Origin of the sequence: Phenylobacterium sp. CCH9-H3, assembly GCF_001557235.1 — a bacterium.
Lineage (GTDB): Bacteria > Pseudomonadota > Alphaproteobacteria > Caulobacterales > Caulobacteraceae > Phenylobacterium.
Map to the genome: position 1 here is coordinate 14,142 of NZ_LSJI01000162.1, position 16,748 is coordinate 30,889.

At 69.7% G+C, this 16,748-nt stretch carries 17 protein-coding genes; 9 read left to right on the forward strand and 8 right to left on the reverse strand.

What is annotated here, in order from left to right; genetic code table 11:
• Nucleotides 1-5: 5 nt before the first annotated feature.
• Complete coding sequence (locus AX721_RS14320; RefSeq protein ID WP_068876666.1) at nt 6-344, reverse strand: hypothetical protein; 339 nt, start codon at nt 342-344, stop codon at nt 6-8.
• Nucleotides 345-456: 112 nt separating this feature from the next.
• Here AX721_RS14320 and AX721_RS14325 point away from each other — a divergent pair, with 112 nt between their 5' ends.
• Together AX721_RS14325 and AX721_RS14330 are read left to right on the forward strand one after the other, a co-directional pair.
• Entirely contained in the window at nt 457-3,279 is a 2,823-nt protein-coding gene (locus AX721_RS14325) for a [protein-PII] uridylyltransferase (protein WP_068876667.1), read from the forward strand.
• A gap of 78 nt (nt 3,280-3,357) precedes the next feature.
• The gene (locus AX721_RS14330) at nt 3,358-5,154 is read left to right on the forward strand and encodes a DEAD/DEAH box helicase (RefSeq protein WP_068876668.1); all 1,797 of its coding nucleotides are present in this window, start codon (nt 3,358-3,360) and stop codon (nt 5,152-5,154) included.
• Nucleotides 5,155-5,157: 3 nt separating this feature from the next.
• Here the strand turns inward: AX721_RS14330 and AX721_RS14335 are convergent, their stop codons facing one another.
• Nucleotides 5,158-6,105: an ABC transporter ATP-binding protein gene (locus AX721_RS14335; RefSeq protein WP_068876669.1), complete on the reverse strand. Its 948-nt coding sequence runs from the start codon at nt 6,103-6,105 to the stop codon at nt 5,158-5,160.
• A gap of 94 nt (nt 6,106-6,199) precedes the next feature.
• Here AX721_RS14335 and AX721_RS14340 point away from each other — a divergent pair, with 94 nt between their 5' ends.
• Nucleotides 6,200-6,487: a zinc-finger domain-containing protein gene (locus tag AX721_RS14340; RefSeq protein ID WP_082765337.1), complete on the forward strand. Its 288-nt coding sequence runs from the start codon at nt 6,200-6,202 to the stop codon at nt 6,485-6,487.
• 34 nt (nt 6,488-6,521) lie between these two features.
• On the opposite strand, the gene AX721_RS14345 is transcribed toward AX721_RS14340, so the two are convergent.
• The gene (locus AX721_RS14345) at nt 6,522-7,397 is read right to left on the reverse strand and encodes an SDR family oxidoreductase (RefSeq protein ID WP_068876670.1); all 876 of its coding nucleotides are present in this window, start codon (nt 7,395-7,397) and stop codon (nt 6,522-6,524) included.
• Between the two features lie 81 nt (nt 7,398-7,478).
• Here AX721_RS14345 and AX721_RS14350 point away from each other — a divergent pair, with 81 nt between their 5' ends.
• Complete coding sequence (locus AX721_RS14350) at nt 7,479-7,898, forward strand: helix-turn-helix domain-containing protein (RefSeq protein WP_082765336.1); 420 nt, start codon at nt 7,479-7,481, stop codon at nt 7,896-7,898.
• On the opposite strand, the gene dnaN is transcribed toward AX721_RS14350, so the two are convergent.
• The 3 genes from dnaN to hrcA all read right to left on the reverse strand — a co-directional run bounded on the left by dnaN (nt 7,895) and on the right by hrcA (nt 10,837).
• A complete protein-coding gene (dnaN, locus tag AX721_RS14355; protein WP_068876672.1) occupies nt 7,895-9,013 on the reverse strand; it encodes a DNA polymerase III subunit beta in 1,119 nt (372 codons plus the stop codon). The genes AX721_RS14350 and dnaN overlap by 4 nt on opposite strands.
• Before the next feature lie 182 nt (nt 9,014-9,195).
• A complete protein-coding gene (gene grpE / locus AX721_RS14360) occupies nt 9,196-9,795 on the reverse strand; it encodes a nucleotide exchange factor GrpE (RefSeq protein WP_068876673.1) in 600 nt (199 codons plus the stop codon).
• A 16-nt stretch (nt 9,796-9,811) separates the two neighbouring features.
• Entirely contained in the window at nt 9,812-10,837 is a 1,026-nt protein-coding gene (gene hrcA / locus AX721_RS14365) for a heat-inducible transcriptional repressor HrcA (RefSeq protein WP_068876684.1), read from the reverse strand.
• A 143-nt stretch (nt 10,838-10,980) separates the two neighbouring features.
• Between hrcA and rph the strand changes: the two genes are divergently transcribed.
• A complete protein-coding gene (gene rph / locus AX721_RS14370; RefSeq protein WP_068876674.1) occupies nt 10,981-11,694 on the forward strand; it encodes a ribonuclease PH in 714 nt (237 codons plus the stop codon).
• 489 nt (nt 11,695-12,183) lie between these two features.
• Nucleotides 12,184-12,522 carry a PaaI family thioesterase gene (locus AX721_RS14375; protein ID WP_197422581.1) on the forward strand — a complete coding sequence of 113 codons (339 nt, stop codon included), beginning with the start codon at nt 12,184-12,186 and terminating at the stop codon, nt 12,520-12,522.
• A gap of 3 nt (nt 12,523-12,525) precedes the next feature.
• On the opposite strand, the gene AX721_RS14380 is transcribed toward AX721_RS14375, so the two are convergent.
• Nucleotides 12,526-12,765 (reverse strand): helix-turn-helix transcriptional regulator, encoded by a 240-nt coding sequence (locus tag AX721_RS14380; protein ID WP_068876675.1) that lies wholly within the window; start codon nt 12,763-12,765, stop codon nt 12,526-12,528.
• A 9-nt stretch (nt 12,766-12,774) separates the two neighbouring features.
• Nucleotides 12,775-13,332 carry a DUF2975 domain-containing protein gene (locus tag AX721_RS14385; RefSeq protein WP_068876676.1) on the reverse strand — a complete coding sequence of 186 codons (558 nt, stop codon included), beginning with the start codon at nt 13,330-13,332 and terminating at the stop codon, nt 12,775-12,777.
• A 402-nt stretch (nt 13,333-13,734) separates the two neighbouring features.
• Between AX721_RS14385 and AX721_RS14390 the strand changes: the two genes are divergently transcribed.
• Genes AX721_RS14390 through hemW form a run of 3 tightly spaced genes read left to right on the forward strand, consistent with a single transcriptional unit; the run spans nt 13,735 to nt 16,623 of the window.
• Nucleotides 13,735-14,901: a trans-aconitate 2-methyltransferase gene (locus AX721_RS14390; RefSeq protein WP_068876677.1), complete on the forward strand. Its 1,167-nt coding sequence runs from the start codon at nt 13,735-13,737 to the stop codon at nt 14,899-14,901.
• A 19-nt stretch (nt 14,902-14,920) separates the two neighbouring features.
• A complete protein-coding gene (gene rdgB / locus AX721_RS14395; RefSeq protein ID WP_068876678.1) occupies nt 14,921-15,520 on the forward strand; it encodes an RdgB/HAM1 family non-canonical purine NTP pyrophosphatase in 600 nt (199 codons plus the stop codon).
• Nucleotides 15,517-16,623 carry a radical SAM family heme chaperone HemW gene (gene hemW / locus AX721_RS14400; protein WP_068876679.1) on the forward strand — a complete coding sequence of 369 codons (1,107 nt, stop codon included), beginning with the start codon at nt 15,517-15,519 and terminating at the stop codon, nt 16,621-16,623. Before rdgB ends, hemW begins: the two co-directional genes overlap by 4 nt.
• Nucleotides 16,624-16,748 lie beyond the last annotated feature (125 nt).

Genomic DNA, 16,748 nt, shown 5'->3' on the forward strand with positions numbered 1-16,748 from the left:
GCGACCTATTTCAGCCGCCGCTTGCGCTTCACCACCGTCACCGTGAACGCCGATCCGGCCCGCGCCTTGAGCCGCTTGCGCGCGGCGTCCGCCAGGCCCGACTTTCCGGTGCTGACCGTCGAGGCCTGAGCGGCCGGCTTGGTCTTGGGCTGAGCCAGGCCGTGGCGCTTGCGCGCGCGTTCGTCCTGACCCGCCTGCTCGGCGCGGCTCTGGGCCGTCCGGGCGGTGAGGTCCTTGATCAGGGCCTTGCCCTTGCGCGTGCGGCCGGTCAGCGAGGGGGCGATGTAGCTGTTGGCGTTCCAGCCCACCGGCGTGGAGCCGCCGCGATACGATCCTCTGCCCATGATCTACGCCAACTCTCGAACGCGGAGCGCGGGCATAGCGGGCCGGCCGCCCCAGGGAAAAGCGCGAACGTCCTGCGCGCGTTAACGAAGTCGCCTATATGCGTACTGCGCCATGCCGACCCGCCTGAAACCCACCCGCCTGGAATATGTCGTCGACGGCGTGCGGCTGCGCGCGCAGCTGTCGGCCGCGGCCCTCGAGCACCTGGGCGACGAGGCGGCCCAGCGCAAGGCGGCGCTGGACATCCTGAAGGCGGCCCTCTTCCGCGGCCGGATGATCGCCAAGGAGCGGCTTGAGAACGGCGCCGGCGGCATCGAGACCGCTCGCCTCCTGTCCGGCGTCACCGACGAGGTGGTCTCCGCCCTCTATGATTTCACCACCGTCCACGTGTTCCGGGCCCGCAATCCCACCGAGGGCGAGCGCCTGGCGCTGATGGCCGTGGGCGGCTACGGCCGCGGCACGCTGGCGCCCTATTCCGACATCGATCTGCTGTTCGTCCGGCCCTACAAGCAGACGGCCCACACCGAGAGCGTGATCGAGTTCATGCTCTACGCCCTGTGGGACCTGGGCTTCAAAGTGGGCCACGCCTCGCGGACCATCGAGGAGTGCATCAAGCTCGCCCGCGAGGACTTCACCATCCGCACCTCGATCCTGGAGGCGCGGCGGCTCACGGGCGACGAGAGCCTCGCCAACGACCTGATCCGCCGGTTCCAGAGCGACGTGGTCAAGGGCACGGGGGCCGAGTTCGTGGCCGCCAAGCTGAAGGAGCGGGACGAGCGCCACGCGCGCGCCGGCGCCAGCCGCTACATGGTCGAGCCCAACATCAAGGAGGGCAAGGGCGGCCTGCGCGACCTGAACACCCTGTTCTGGATCGCCCAGTACCTGCATCCGGGCCAGTCCATCGAGAAGGTGCTGCAGCTCGAGATGTTCGCCCGCCGCGAAGTGCGCGCCTTCATCAAGGCCACCGACTTCCTGTGGGCCGTGCGCGCGCACCTGCACTTCACCACGGGACGGCCCGAAGAGCGGCTGACCTTCGACCTGCAGCCCGAGATCGCGCGGCGGATGGGCTATGGCGATCGCGGGGACGCGCCGGCGGTGGAGCGGTTCATGCGCCGCTACTTCCTGATCGCCAAGGACGTGGGCGCCCTGACCCGCGTGTTCGCCGCCAAGCTGGAAGCCGACCAGGTGAAGATGGCGCCCAAGGGGATCAGCCGCTTCATTCCGGGCCGCAAGGTCAAGCGCAAGCCGCTGGACGAGCCCGGCTTCCACGAGGTGGGCGGGCGCCTCGACGTGGATCCGGACATCTTCGAACACGATCCGATCAACCTCCTGCGGATGTTCCGGATCGCCGACCAGCGAAACCTTGACCTGCACCCGGACGCCTTCACGGCGGCGTCGCGGTCGATCCACCTAATCACCTCGGCGGTGCGGCGCGACCGCCACGCGGCGAAGGTGTTCCTGGACATCCTGGCGCGCGGGCGGGACCCGCGCACGACCCTGACCCTGATGACCGAGGCCGGCGTACTGGGCCGCTACCTGCCGGAGTATGGGCGGATCGTCGCCCAGATGCAGTTCAACATGTACCACTCGTACACGGTGGACGAGCACACCCTGCGCGCCGTGGGCGTGATCGCCGACATCGCCGCGGGTCGGCTGGCCGACGACCACCCGCTGGCGGTCCAGGTTACGCCGCTGATCGCCGACCGCGAGGCGCTGTTCCTGGCCATGCTGCTGCACGACACCGGCAAGGGCGGAGCGGGCGGCCAGGAGGTCGCCGGGGCCCGCGCGGCCCGGCAGGCGTGCGAGCGGCTGGGCCTGGAGCGCTCGAAGATCGAGCTGGTCGCCTGGCTAGTCGAGCACCACCTGGTGATGAGCGACTACGCTCAAAAGCGGGACGTGTCCGACCCCCGCACGGTGGCGGACTTCGCCCGCATCGTGCAGACGCCCGAGCGGCTGCGCCTCCTGCTGGTGCTGACGGTGGCCGACATCCGGGCGGTGGGACCGGGCGTGTGGAACGGCTGGAAGGGCCAGCTGATGCGTGAGCTCTATTCGGCGACCGAGGCGGTGTTCCGCGGCGGCCGTGGCTCGGACGCGGCCGCCGCCCTGCGCCGATACCAGGAGAACGCCGCCTACGACGCCCGCGTACGCCTGGCCAAGGCGCAGCCGGGGGCGGAGACCTGGGGCGACGCCATGGAGGACGCATATTTCACGGCCTTCACCGACGCGGAGGTGCAGACCCACGCCCGCCTCGCCGGCCTGGCCTCGACCGACGGCGCGGGCGGGGCGGCCGAATGCCGGATCCGCGCCGACCTCAACGCCTCGGAGGTGGTGGTGGCCGCCACCGACCGCCCGCGGCTGTTCGTGGACCTGGCCGAGGCGATCACCGCTGCGGGGGCCAACATCGTCGGCGCCCGCGTCTTCACCTCCAACGCCGGCCAGGCGCTGGACGTCTTCTATGTGCAGGACATCACCGGCCAGCCGTTCGGGGCCACCGACGATCGGGTGCTGAAGCGCCTGGCCGACAGCCTGGCGGGCGCAGCCCGGGGCGAGCCCCACGGCCGCGAACCGCGCCGGCAGGACCTGGGCCGCGCCGCCGCCTTCACGATCACGCCCACGGTCATGCTGGACAACGAGGCGTCCGAAACCTCCACCGTGGTCGAGGCTTCGGGCCGCGACCGGCCGGGCCTGCTGGCCGCCCTGGCGCGCACCCTGTCGGACGCGGGGCTGGAGATCACCTCGGCGCACATCGACGGCTACGGCGAACGGGCCGTCGACGCCTTCTATGTGGTGGACGAGGCCGGCGCGAAACTGACCGACACGCGCAAGGGCAACGCGCTGAAGGCCGCGCTGCTCGCCGCCCTCAACGCCAGCGAAACCGAGGCCGGACAGGCCCGCCGCGCCAACCTTCCCCGAGCGCGCGCCAGCGTCGCACGCTGACGATTGGACTTGCGTTTGGCCGCGATGAGGCGTCCAAGGGCCGCCATTTCGCGCCTGAAGCGCGACTAGGGACTTTCCATGCCTTTTCCGACCACCCATCCGGCGCTGGCCCAGGCGCTCGGCGCCCAGGGCTATCGCGAGCCGACTCCCGTGCAGGAGGCCGTGCTGGCCGCCGAGCCCGGCCGCGACCTGCTGGTCTCGGCGCAGACCGGGTCGGGCAAGACCGTCGCCTTCGGCCTGGCGGCAGCCGAGCCGCTGCTGGGCGAGGCCGCGCGGTTCGACCGTGCGGCGGCCCCGCTGGCCCTGGTGATCGCCCCCACCCGCGAACTGGCCCTGCAGGTCAGCCGCGAACTGGAGTGGCTGTACCGTGAGGCCGGCGCCGTCATCGCAACCTGCGTCGGCGGGATGGACGCTCGGCGCGAGCAGCGGGCCCTGGCCATGGGTTCGCACATCGTGGTGGGCACCCCGGGCCGCCTGCGCGACCACCTGGAGCGCGGCAACCTGGACCTCGGCTCGCTGAAGGTCGTCGTCCTCGACGAGGCCGACGAGATGCTCGACATGGGCTTTCGCGAGGATCTCGAGGAGATCCTGGATACGACGCCGGCCGAACGCCGCACCTTCCTGTTCTCGGCCACTATCGCCAAGGAGATCGCGTCGCTGGCCAAGCGCTACCAGCGCGACGCCGTGCGCATCGACACCATCCGCCGCGACGAGGCCCACGGCGACATCGAGTATCGCGCCGTCCGCGTAGCGCCGAACGAGGTGGAGAACGCGGTGGTCAACCTGCTGCGCTACTTCGAGAGCCCCGGCGCCCTGATCTTCTGCGCCACGCGCGAGCGGGTGCGGCACCTCTACGGCAGCCTGCGGGAGCGCGGCTTCGCAGTGGTCCAGCTCTCGGGCGAGCTGTCGCAGAAGGAACGCTCGGATGCGCTGCAGTCCCTGCGCGACGGCCACGCCCGGGCGTGCATCGCCACCGACGTGGCGGCCCGGGGCCTCGACCTGCCCGAGCTGGGGCTGGTGATCCACGCCGACCTGCCGTCAAATACCGCCGCCCTCCTGCACCGCAGCGGCCGGACGGGCCGCGCGGGCCGCAAGGGCACGTCCGTGGTCCTCGTGCCGCATACCAAGCGCCGCCAGGCCGAGCGCCTGCTGCAGCTCGCCAAGCTGGACGCCGAATGGTCGGGCGCGCCGCTGGCCGAGGAGATCCGCGCCAAGGATCAGGCCCGCCTGCTGGAAAGCCCCCTGCTGACCGAGGAGCCCAGCCCGGAAGACCTGGAGCTGGCCAAGCGCATCCTGGCCGACCGCAGCCCGGAGGCCGTGGCCGCCGCCCTGATCCGCCTCCACCGCTCGCGCCTGCCCGAGCCGGAGGAAATGTTCGGCGACGTACCGGGCCACGACCGCGGCGCCGACCGGGGCCCGCGCCCGCCGCGACCGGAACGCGCGCCGCGCGAGGAACTGCCCGGCGTCAGCGACGGGACCTGGTTCCGACTGCCGGTCGGCCGCTCGAAGAACGCAGACCCCAAGTGGCTGGTGCCGCTGATCTGCCGCCTCGGCCACGTGACCAAGAAGGACATCGGGGTCATCCGGATCTTCGATCACGAGACCAAGTTCGAGATCAGCAAGGAGGCCGAGCCGCGTTTCCGCGAGGCGGTCAAGGCCGCCGCCGACGCCGGCGAGATCCGGATCAACCCAGGCAGCCCGCCCGGCGCGGCGCCCGAACGGTCAGGCCCCAGGCCGCCCCGGCCCGCTGGCCCCCGGCCCGCTGGCCCGCGTTCGGCCGGCCCCCGGCCGGGCGGCCCGCGCAAGGACGGCCCGCCCCGCAAGGGTCCCCCGTCCAAGCGCGGCAAGGGCAAGCCCAACCAGGGCGGCTTCTAGCCTCTAGGCGTCGACCTTCGGCGCCGAGGTGAGCGAGACGAACACGTCCTCCAGGTCCGGGTCCTCGGTGGAGATGTCCCGGATGTGCAGGCCGGCGGCGCGGATGGCCGCCAGCACCTGTTCGACGCTGGACTGGCCGGTGCGATAGGTCACCGAGAAACCGCCGGACTTCAGCAGCTTGGTCTCGAACCCGGGCAGGTTCGGCGCGGCGGGCAAGGGCTCCTCGGGCGTCACCAGCACCATCCGCGTGTCCATCCGGCGCAGCAGCGTGGTCGTGGGCTCGCACGCCACGACCTGGCCGCGGTTGATGATGGCGATCTGATCGCAGAGCTCCTGGGCCTCTTCCAGGTAGTGGGTCGTGAGCACGATGGTCACGCCCTTGCGGTTCAGCTCCAGCACGTAGTTCCAGAGCTGCTTGCGCAGCTCTACGTCCACGCCGGCGGTGGGCTCGTCCAGGATCAGCACCGGCGGGTTGTGCACCATGGCCTTGGCGACCATCAGGCGCCGCTTCATGCCCCCTGAGAGCTGGCGCACATAGGCCTTCGACTTGTCGGCCAGGCCCAGGGCGGCCAGCAGTTCGTCCGAGCGCCGCTCGGACTTCGGCACGGCGTACATGCCGGCTGCGACCTCGAGCGCTTCCTTGGGCGTGAAGAAGGGGTCGGCGGCGATCTCCTGCGGCACCACGCCGATGGCGGCGCGGGCGTCGCGGGGCGCCTTGTCGATGTCGCGGCCCCAGATCGAGACCGTGCCGGAGGTCTTCTGGCAGAGGCCCGCCAGGATGTTGATGAAGGTCGACTTGCCGGCTCCATTCGGCCCCAGCAGGCCGAAGATCGAGCCGCGAGGGATCGCCAGGTCCAGGCCCTTCAGCGCCTGCATCTCCGGCGTGGTCTTGGTGGCGGCGTAGGTCTTGACGAGGTTCTTGGCCTCGATCGCGTATTCCGGAAGGTCCATGTCGTCCTGTCGTTGACGGCGAAAGCCGCGCTCGCATACCTAGGCGCGCGCCGACCCCGCGCCAAGCGGGCGGCCCTCTAAGGTAACGAAGATCATGGCCCGTAAAGCTGTCGCGAAGCCCAAAGTCGAACCGGCGCCCGCCAAGCCGGCGCTCATCGTGGACGCGAACCCGCCCGAGGTGATCGTCGTGCGGACCGGCCGCATCGCCTGCGACGGCGTCGGCGGCGCCCTGGGCCATCCGCGCGTCTGGCTGGAGATGGGCGAGGCGACCTTCGTCGAATGCCCCTACTGCGACCGCCGCTTCGTGCTGGCGGCCGGCAGCGAGGGCCCGGAGGACGAGCGCCTGGCGCCGGGCGTGTATGAAGGGCCGCACGGGCACTGAGGCGCCCCGCTGCGCTCCAGGCCCTTGCTGCGCTTCAGGCCGGCAGGGCCTTGGCGATTGAAGCCGCGAGCGATCCCGTCGGACGCCCGATCAGGCGGCCGAGTTGTTTGTCGTCGTCGAACAGCGCACCTTTCGCCGCCGCCGCGTCGGAGTCGGACAGCAGCGCGGCGACAGCCTCGGGCAGGCCTGCGCCGATCAAGGCGGCCTTGAATTCGCCTTCGGGCAGATTCCGATAGCCGACGGGCTTGCCGGTCTGCCGAGCCAGTTCGGCAGCGAAGTCCGCCAGGGTGTAGCTCTCATCGCCGGCGAGCTCGTAGACCCGACCGGCCTGGCTCTCGGCCGACGCCAGGACCGTCGCCGCGGCGGCGGCGTAGTCGGCGCGCGGCGCCGAGGAGATCCGGCCTTCGCCAGCGCTGCCCATCAGCGCGCCGTGCGCCAGCGCCGCGGGGATCGAGGCCGTGTAGTTCTCGGTGTACCAACCGTTCCGCAGCAGGACATAGGGCAGGCCGGAGGCTGCGAGCGCCGCCTCGGTCTGGCGATGCTCCTCGGCCAGGCCCAGAACCGACGCGTCGGCGCGAAGCACGCTGGTGTAGGCGACCAACCCCACGCCGGCCTTCTTCGCCGCAGCGATGGCGTTCAGATGTTGCTGGACCCGCTGCCCGACGGCGTTCGACGAGATCAGCAACAGCCGGTCGATCCCGGCGAAGGCGGCGTCCAGCGCTTCCGGCGCGGCGTAGTCGGCCTGCCGCACCTCGACGCCGCGCGCCGCCAGATCAGCCAGGGCCGAGGGGGCGCGCGCCACCGCGACGATCTGGGCGGCCGACGTCGTCTGGAGCAGGTGCTCGATCACCAGCCGGCCCAGTTGGCCGCTGGCGCCGGTGACGAGGAGGCGAGGGATGGAGGTGGACATGGGAGGGACTTTCGCGGTCTTGTTTCAAATTAAAGTCTCAAATAGAGACCGCCCACGAACCCCGTAAGGAGGGTTATTTTCGTGCCCAGGTTACCTCCGGATAACCCCGCCGCCGCCGAGATGGCCGAACGGTTTGCGGGCTGGCAGGCGCAGGGCTTCGACGCTGCGAGCTGCCCCGTGCGCAACGTGTTGGACCAGATCGGCGACAAGTGGACGACGCTGGTGCTGTTTTCCCTGGCGAGCGGCCCGCGCCGGTTCAGCGCGGTGCATCGCGCCACGCCCGACATCTCGAAGCGGATGCTGACCCAGACGCTGCGCAACCTGGAGCGCGACGGGCTGATCACCCGCCAAGTCTATCCGACGAAGCCGCCCAGCGTGGAGTACGCGCTGTCACCGTCGGGGCTATCGGTGCTGGAGCCCCTGGCCGCGCTGGTGGCCTGGGCCGAGGCCCGCTTTCCCGACATCCAGCGGTCGCGGGCCGCCTTCGACGCGGCGGCTTAGACCCGCAGCGGCATCAGGATGTACTGGACGTCCGCGTCGGCGGGGTCGAGCACCAGGGCCGGATCGTTCGGGCCGCCGAAGCGCAGCTCCATCGAGCCGCCCGAGATCTGGTCGGTGATGTCCAACAGATAGCGAGCGTTGAACGACAGCTCGAATGGCTCGCCGTCGTAGGCGATCTCCAGCTCTTCCACCGCCTGGCCGGCTTCCATGTTGCGGACGGTCAGGACCACCCGCCCCGACTCGATGGCCATCCGCACCGAGCGGCTCTTCTCCGCCGAGATGGTGGCCACGCGGTCCACCGCCTGGGCGAACAGCTTGGCGTCGACCATCACCGTGCGGTTGTTATCCTTGGGGATGACGCGGGCGTAGTCGGGGAAGTTGCCGTCGATGACCTTGGAGGTCAGGGCCGCGCCGCTCATCTCCAGCCGCACCTTCTGGGGGCTGATCTGCAGGGTCACGTTCTCGCCCGCGTCCTCCAGCAGCCGACGCAGCTCGCCGATGGTCTTGCGCGGCACGATCACGCCCGGCGTGCCCGAGGCGCCTTCCGGCGCGGCCATGTCGGCCAGGGCCAGGCGCGAGCCGTCGGTGGCCACGGCGCGCAGGCGCGGGCTGCCGTCGACCACCACCGTGTGCACGTAGAGGCCGTTCAGGTAGTAGCGCGTCTCTTCGGCCGAGATCGCGAAACGGGTCTTGTCGATCAGGCGGATGAGGTCGTTCACGTCGACCTCCATCTGGCCCGAGAAGCCTTCGGCCGACATCACCGGGAAGTCGCCGGCCGGCAGGACCGGCAGGTTGAACCGCGAGCGGCCCGCAGCCACGGTCAGGCGCGGATCCTCGCCCGTGAAGCTCAGCGAGACGTCGGCCCCCTCGGGCAGCTTGCGGACGATCTCGTACAGCGTGTGCGCCGGCGCCGTGATCTGTCCGGGCTGGTCCACCTGGGCCATGGCCTCGTCGATGATCTCGAGGTCGAGGTCGGTCGCGGAGAAGGTCAGCCGGTCCCGTTCGGCCGACAGCAGCACATTCGACAGGATCGGGATGGTGTTCCGGCGCTCGACGGCGCTTTGCACGTGTCCCAGCGCGCGGAGCAGCGCGGCGCGTTCGATCGTAAGCTTCATTTCGGTCCCGGCTCGCCAATCGCCCGCCGTCGGCGAATCACCCGTGCCGGCGCGCGCCCCGAAAAGAGGGGACTTGCGACATTAGCGAAATCGCAACGCTGTGAAAGAGCGAGGCGGCCTCGCCCACAGCAAAACGCCCCACGAAGGCCGCGGGGCGTATCGCCGATGTCACGAAAGCGGGTTCAGGCGCGGGTATCGACCGAGCCGCCGGCGTCGGCGCCCTCGTCGGCGGCGTAGGGATTCGCTCCACCCTCGGGCTTGGGCGCGCCCGCGACCTTCGCCGCCACGACCACCATGGCAGGACGGACCAGCCGGCCGAGGAGCTCGTAGCCGGGCTGCAGCACCTGGATCACGCCGCCCGGCTCCACGTCGGTTCCCGGCTGCTCCATCATCGCCTGATGCTTGTGAGGGTCGAACTTCTCGCCTTTGGCCGGATCGATCTTCTTCAGGCCGTTGTTCTCGAAGGCGGTCTGCAGCGCCTTGGACGTCATCTCCACGCCGACGATGAAGTTCTTCGCCGGCCCGTCCACGTCCGCGGGAACCGAAGCCAGCGCACGGTCGAAGTTGTCGGCGACGCCAAGCAGGTCGCGGGCGAACTTGGTGATCGCATAGGCCCGGGCATCGTTCATCTCGCGCTCGGCCCGGCGCTTGGTATTCTCGGCGTCGGCGGCGTAGCGAAGCACCTGTTCCTTCAGCGCCTGGACCTCGGCCAGAAGGGCCGGCACGTCGGCATCCGTGCCGTCCGCGGGGTCGAGGTCGGCGGGCGTGTTGTCTTCGGACATAGCTCTGGTCGTATCCCTAAGTGTTCATCACCTGGCCAAGCACGCGGGCAGTGTAATCCACCAACGGTATGATCCGGGCATAGTTCAGTCGGGCGGGGCCGATCACGCCGATCGCGCCCACGACTTTCTGGGCGCCCGTCATATAGGGCGCGGCGATCACAGCGGAACCCGAAAGGGAAAAGAGTCGCGTTTCCGCGCCGATGAAGATTCGCACCCCCTCGCCGTCGCGCACGCCGTCCAGCAGCTGGATCAGCTGTTCCTTCTGCTCAAGGTCCTCGAACAGGGACCGGACGCGCTCGAGATCCTCCAGGGCGTCGCGGTCCTCCAGCAGGTTGGCCCGGCCGCGCACGATCAGCGCCCGCTCCTCGGCCTCTCCGCCGCCCCAGGCCGCGAGCCCGTCCTCCACCAGCTTGGCGGCGGTGGCGTCCAGTTCCTGCCGGGCGCGATCCAGTTCGGCGCGCAGGTCGGCCTTGGCTTCGCCGAGGGTGCGGCCGCGAAGCCGGGCGTTGAGGAAGTTGGAGGCCTCCTGCAGCGCCGAAGGGGTTACGCCGGCCGGCAGGCGGATCAGCCGGTTCTCCACCGAACCGTCGTCGAAGACCATGATCGCCAGGGTGCGGTCGCCGGAGAGCTGGACGAACTCCACGTGCGTCACGCCCGCATCGCGCATCGGCGTCACCACCACGCCCGCGCCCCCGGCCAGGCCGGAAAGGATCTTGGAAGCCTCGTTCAGCGCGTCCTCGTAGTTCCGCCCGTGCGCCTTCAGCCGCGCTTCGATGTTGCGCCGCTCCTCGTCGCCGACGTCGCCCACCTCCATCAGGCCGTCCACGAACAGCCGCAGGCCCGCATGCGTGGGCAACCGCCCCGCGCTGACATGCGGCGCGCCCAGCAGGCCCAGTTGCGTCAGGTCCTGCATGGTGTTGCGGATCGAGGCCGGCGAGAGCGAGACCCCGGCCTTCGAAAGGGTGCGCGAGCCGACTGGCTCGCCGGTTTCCAGATAGCTCTCCACGATCCGGCGAAAGATCTCCCGAGCCCGGGAGTCCATGTCGGTGAGCGTGGGCCCATGCGAGAACAGCGTCGGTGGCACGGCGGTTTTCAGCGGCCTCTCTGGCCCATGGACGGCGTCATCGCGATCTAGGATAAGCGCGGCCCGAACCGGCGCAAGCCGCACCCGAAAGACCCTCGCACATGCGCCCGTCCGAACGCACCCCCGATCTGCTGCGCCCGATCACCCTGGAGACCGGGGTCACCCGCTATGCGGAAGGCTCGTGCCTGATCACCGCCGGCCACACCAAGGTGCTGGTGACCGCCAGCCTGGAGGAGGGCGTCCCCGGCTTCCTGCGCGGCAAGGGCCAGGGCTGGGTCACCGCCGAGTACGGCATGCTGCCCCGCGCCACCCACACGCGCGGCCGCCGCGAAGCTGCCCAGGGCAAGCAGTCGGGCCGCACCCAGGAGATCCAGCGCCTGATCGGCCGCTCGATGCGCGCGATCATCGACCTGAAGGCGCTGGGCGAGCGCCAGATCACCCTGGACTGCGATGTGCTGCAGGCGGACGGCGGCACGCGCACCGCCTCGATCACCGGGGCCTGGGTCGCGCTGCGGCTGGCCACGAAATACCTGCTCGACGAGGGCGTCATCGCCACCGACCCGATCCTGGACCAGGTGGCGGCGGTGAGCTGCGGGATCTTCACCGGCACGCCGGTGCTGGACCTGGACTACGAAGAGGATTCCAACGCCGAGGCCGACGCGAACTTCGTGCTGACCGGATCGGGCGACATCGTCGAGATCCAGGCCACGGGCGAAAAGCGCGGCTTCAGCCAGGCCGAGTTCGAGGCCCTGTTTTCGCTCGCCCGCAAAGGGATCGGCGAGCTATGCGAGATGCAGCGGGCCGCGACGGCCTGAACCAATCCCGGAATCGAAAACGGCGCCGCCCAGCCAGGGACGGCGCCGCTTGCGTTCGGGGTCCCGGCATCGCCTATGGCGAGGCCGTGGCCTTCGTCGGATCAGAAGAACACGTTGAAGCGCATCGCCGAAGCCGGCAGGCGCTCGAGTTCGCGCGCCAGCGGGGCGAACATCGCGTCCAGGAATTTTTCGATCAGGGCGACCATCTGCGTCACTCCATTGTGCAGTGCAATGTAGCTGAGCAGATAAGTCTCATACTCGCAGAATTCAATGATTTCCCATCTCGGTGAATAAATCTGCGCTGCAATGCCGCATGGGTGCGTTGCGGCGCAGCGTGACGAGGTTGTTGCGGGCCGCGGGCGGACCGCCGAGGCTCCGCGCAAACAGAGGGGGGAACATGTCGGCGACCACCAATCGAACCAGCGTCGAGGACCTGAACCGGGCGAACGTCGGCAAGCTGCCGGGCCATATCGGCTGACGATCACCGAAGTGGACGATGGCCGGGTCGTCGGGCGGTTCATCGTGCGGCCGGACCTGGTGGCCCACACCGGTTTCCTGCTGGCCGGCGCCGTGCTTTCGGTGGCCGACATCCTCTGCGCCTATGGCGTTTCGACCGCCTGGCCCGAGGGGGCGAGTGGGTTCACCACCGCCGAGGTCAAATGCAACTTCACCGGCACTCTGCGCGAGGGGGAAGCGGTCTGCATCGCCACCCTGCTGCACGGTGGGCGCACGACACAGGTGTGGGACGCGCGTATGGAATCGGCGGCGACGGGCAAGCTGATGGCCGCCTTCCGTTGTACGCAGGTGATCCTCTACCCGCGGGTCTGAGATCTACTCCCCCTCCTCGTCCAGGAAGCCGTCGTCCGGGCCGGCCTCGTAGACCAGGAGGTCTCCCGGCTGGCAGTCCAGCTCGCGGCAGAGGGCGGCGAGGGTCGAGAAGCGCACGGCGCGGGCCTTGCCGGTCTTCAGGATCGAGAGGTTGGCGATGGTCACGCCCACGCGGTCAGCCAACTCGGTCAGCGACATGCGTCGCTCCAGCAGCACGCGGTCGAGGCTTACACGGATCGGCATCGGGCGGACCTAGATCGTGAGTTCGGCTTCGCGGCGCAGGCGCGCGCCTTCGCGGAACACCTCCGCGAGCACGAAGACCACGAGGACGGAGAACCAGGCGGTGAGGCTCATGCTGGGCTCGATCCGGTTGACGCCCGGAAGCAGCCAAGCGCTGACCGCCCAGAAGGCGTAGCGGCCGAGTTCCAGCCCCGCGAGCATCAGGCCGATCAGGCGCAGGCGCGCCACGTTGTCGGGGTGGAAGGGGTCGCCGGCGGTGAGGGTGGCGAAGATGCGCCGGAGCGAGCCCACGATGACCAGGATGCCGGCCAGATAGAGGGCGGCGGCCAGGAGGCCGCTGGTGATGGACGAGCCGTTGGTCGCCAGTTCCCCTAGGGCGCTGTCCCGCGCGATCGCGCCGGGGTCGGTGGCCCGCGTGAGGTTGGCGAGAAGATCAGGATTGAAGCTCAGCAGCAGCGCCGCGAGCGTGATCAGGGAAAGGGCGGCCACGCCGATCCAGAGGGCTGCGAAGACCACATCCAGAATGATCTTCAGAAAGCTCGAAACCGAACCCGGACCCAAGGCGCGCATGCCTGACCAACTCCCCCGTGGTGGTCGTCTTGATCCGCCGCGGCGTGGCCTGTCAGGCCAGGGCCGGGGCGGATCGGACGATCCTCATAAGCTCCGTCGTGGAGTCTTAAAGGAAGGCGGCGCGGGCGGCGATGCTGAGGATCGGCATGGCGGCCAGGACGACCACAAAGGTCATGGCGGCGCGGTCGAGTTGGTTCATGACATTGGCGAACATTTTCAGTCCCTTTCAGTTTGCTGCACTGCAGCGTTGGGTGGTTCAGGACCCGTCGTCCTGATGTGATTATCGATACGCCCACATCGATTTTCGATCACGTGAATATCGAGTAACGATATTAAACTTTTGCAATGCAACATGCCTGGGCGCGGACTTGCGTGACGACGGCCGCCGCGCGAAGGGAGGGCATGGAGTTCCAAGAGATCCCTGCTCCGTTCGACGGCTTCATCCGCGACCTGGTGGCGCGCCGGGGAGCGCCGTCAGGGTTGTTGGACGCGCCGATCGACCCGCGCGATGAGATGTTCTTCAAAGGGGTGCTGCCGAGTTATGGGGGCGACGTCGGGCGTGCGTCCTTCCGCTATTTCGAATCCGCCGTCCGCACTTTCGAGGTCTACGCCCAGCTCGCCGACAAGCTCGGCGGCTTCGATCGCCTGGAACGCGTGTTGGACTTCGGCTCCGGCTGGGGCCGGCTGACCCGAGCGCTGTCGCAAGTCATGCCCGCCGACCGCATCTGGGTCACCGACCTCTACCACGAGGCGGTCGCCTGGCTGGCTGAGACCTATGGCGTTCATGGTGTCCTATCGGCCGAACACCCGGATCGCTTCAAAGTCGAGGGTTCATTCTCGCTGGTGTTCGCGGCGTCGGTGTTCAGCCACCTGCCAGACGCCCTGTTCAGGGCTTGGCTCCAGCGGCTCTATCGCCTGGTCGCGCCGAACGGCCTGCTGGCCTTTTCAGTCCACCACTCCGACCTGCTGCCCGAGGGCGAACGGTCGGAAGCGGCGGCGCTGGCTTATCACGGATGGAGCGAGAGCGGCTCGCTAGGGGCGGACGTCTACGGCATGTCGTATGTGGCCGAGCCCTACGTCGCCGCGGCCGTCCGCGAGCTTCGCCCCGGCCGGCCGCCGCAGATGCGCCGCTTCGCACGGGGCCTTTTCGAAAATCAGGACCTCTACGTCGTGGCCGGCGACGAGGTCGACATCTCGCGCCTGCACCTGGATATCTCGCCCCTAGGCGGAATGCGTCCCATGGAGGCGTCGGGGCCCCAGGATGTCGTGCTGCAAGGCTGGGGCGTCGATTTCAACCCGGCCTCGCAAATCGAGCGCGTCGAACTGGCGATGGGCGATCACGTGGTCGCCACCGCCCAGCCGACCGCGGACAACGAGGCCGCCCTGGCCATCTTCCCCAATCCGCCGAACATGCCCGTGCGCTGGACCATGACCGTGCGCCGCGACCAGCTGGAACCCGGGCGGATGCTCCGCGTCGCGCTGCGCAGCGCCAGATCGCAGCGGATCGCCTATGCTTACGCCGCCTCCCCGGCCGGCGTGGACGACGTGTCCGCGCTGGGCCGCACCTGACGCACGGAGACCGACACCGATGGCCTTGAAACTGGAGCCTGGGACGCGCCTGGTCGTCGCCACCCACAACCCCGGTAAGGCCCGCGAACTGGCCGAGATCCTGGACGGGCGGTTCGAGCTTGTTGCGGCCGGTGAGTTGGGCCTGCCCGAGCCGGAGGAAACGGAAGCGACGTTCGTGGGCAATGCGCTGCTCAAGGCGCGGGCGGCGGCCGATGCCTCGGGGATGATCGCGCTGGCGGACGACTCCGGCCTGTCCGTGAAGGCGCTGGACGGCGCGCCGGGCATCTTCTCCGCGCGGTGGGCCGGGCCGGACAAGGACTTCGCCATGGCCCTGCGCAAGGTCGAGGAGCGGCTGGAGGAAGTGGGCGCCGACGACTACTCGGCCTGGTTCACATCGGCCCTGGCCGTCGCCTGGCCGCACGGTCCCGCCGTGGTGGTGGAGGGCCGGGTGGATGGGACGCTGACGTTCCCGCCACGGGGTGACAAGGGTTTCGGCTACGACCCGATCTTCGTGCCGAAGGGCCACGACATCACCTTCGGGCAGATGGCGCCGATCTCGAAGGACGGCATGAGCCATCGGGCGCGCGCCTTCGCCAAGCTCAAGGCCGCCCTGCTTTGACCGTCCCGCTCGGGGTCTATGTTCATTGGCCCTATTGCGCGCGCATCTGCCCCTACTGCGATTTCAACGTGTTCAAGGCCAAGGGCCGGGACGCCGAAGCGGCGGACCTGGCGCGCGCCATCGTCGCCGACCTAGAGGCCCAGCGGGCGCTGACCGGGCCGCGCGAGCTGGTCTCGGTGTTCTTCGGCGGCGGCACGCCGTCGCTGATGGATCCAGCGTGGGCTGCGGACATCGTGCAGGCGGCCCGCCGGCTCTGGACCCCCGCGGGCGACCTGGAAGTGAGCCTGGAGGCCAATCCCACCGACGCCGAGGCCGGCCGGTTCGCCGCCCTGGCTGACGCCGGCGTGAACCGCCTGTCGCTGGGCCTGCAGGCGCTGGACGATGCGGCGCTGAAGTTCCTGGGCCGCAATCACGACGCCGCCCGCCTGTCGCTGGACCTGATCTACGCCCTTCCGGGCCAGTCCGCGGACGCCTGGTCGGACGAACTGAAGGCGGCCGTCGCCCTCGGCGCCGAGCACCTGTCGCCCTATCAGCTGACCATCGAGCCGGGCACCGCCTTCGATCGCGCGGTGCGCCGCGGCACGTTCACGCCGCCCGACGAGGACCTCGCCGCCGACCTCTATGAGACCACCCAGGCGACCCTGGAGGCCCAGGGCTTCCACCCCTACGAGGTGTCGAACCACGCCCGTGGGGAGGCGGCCCGTTCGCGCCACAACCTCGTCTACTGGAAAGGCTGGGACTACGTAGGCGCCGGCCCCGGGGCCCATGGCCGGCTGACCCTCGGTGGCGTGCGGACGGCGACGACGGCCGCGGATCGCCCGGCCGACTACATCCGCCGTGTGACGGAGACCGGGACCGGCTTTGCGGTCCGGGAGGCCTTGAGCCCCGTGGAGGCCGCCGAGGAACGCGTGCTGCTGGGCTTGCGCATCGCCGAGGGCGTCCCCTTCGTGGAACTCGCCGCCCTGGGGCTCGAACCCGCGCACCCCAGGGTCCGCCGTCTCGTGGACCTTGGCCTCTTGGCCGACGATCCGGCGCGCCTGCGGGCGACGCCGTCGGGCCGGCGGGTTCTGGACCGGCTCACCGCCGAACTGGCCGGCGCCTGACTCTCGAAGGCGGCGCGAAGCGGCCGATCCCGGGGTCGCATGCAACCCTGGCGGCTCGATCTCGGTTGCGCCTGGCATGGTCGCTGAGCTTGCCTTTGCGCGCCGGAGCGGCGAACCCTCCCGCC

Bases quoted from the DNA above. Each gene is read 5' to 3' on its own strand.
- AX721_RS14320 (WP_068876666.1), bottom strand. From the start codon at position 344: ATGGGCAGAGGATCGTATCGCGGCGGCTCCACGCCGGTGGGCTGGAAC.
- AX721_RS14325 (WP_068876667.1), top strand. From the start codon at position 457: ATGCCGACCCGCCTGAAACCCACCCGCCTGGAATATGTCGTCGACGGC.
- AX721_RS14330 (WP_068876668.1), top strand. From the start codon at position 3,358: ATGCCTTTTCCGACCACCCATCCGGCGCTGGCCCAGGCGCTCGGCGCC.
- AX721_RS14335 (WP_068876669.1), bottom strand. From the start codon at position 6,105: ATGGACCTTCCGGAATACGCGATCGAGGCCAAGAACCTCGTCAAGACC.
- AX721_RS14340 (WP_082765337.1), top strand. From the start codon at position 6,200: ATGGCCCGTAAAGCTGTCGCGAAGCCCAAAGTCGAACCGGCGCCCGCC.
- AX721_RS14345 (WP_068876670.1), bottom strand. From the start codon at position 7,397: ATGTCCACCTCCATCCCTCGCCTCCTCGTCACCGGCGCCAGCGGCCAA.
- dnaN (WP_068876672.1), bottom strand. From the start codon at position 9,013: ATGAAGCTTACGATCGAACGCGCCGCGCTGCTCCGCGCGCTGGGACAC.
- grpE (WP_068876673.1), bottom strand. From the start codon at position 9,795: ATGTCCGAAGACAACACGCCCGCCGACCTCGACCCCGCGGACGGCACG.
- hrcA (WP_068876684.1), bottom strand. From the start codon at position 10,837: ATGGACTCCCGGGCTCGGGAGATCTTTCGCCGGATCGTGGAGAGCTAT.
- rph (WP_068876674.1), top strand. From the start codon at position 10,981: ATGCGCCCGTCCGAACGCACCCCCGATCTGCTGCGCCCGATCACCCTG.
- AX721_RS14380 (WP_068876675.1), bottom strand. From the start codon at position 12,765: ATGCCGATCCGTGTAAGCCTCGACCGCGTGCTGCTGGAGCGACGCATG.
- AX721_RS14385 (WP_068876676.1), bottom strand. From the start codon at position 13,332: ATGCGCGCCTTGGGTCCGGGTTCGGTTTCGAGCTTTCTGAAGATCATT.
- AX721_RS14390 (WP_068876677.1), top strand. From the start codon at position 13,735: ATGGAGTTCCAAGAGATCCCTGCTCCGTTCGACGGCTTCATCCGCGAC.
- rdgB (WP_068876678.1), top strand. From the start codon at position 14,921: ATGGCCTTGAAACTGGAGCCTGGGACGCGCCTGGTCGTCGCCACCCAC.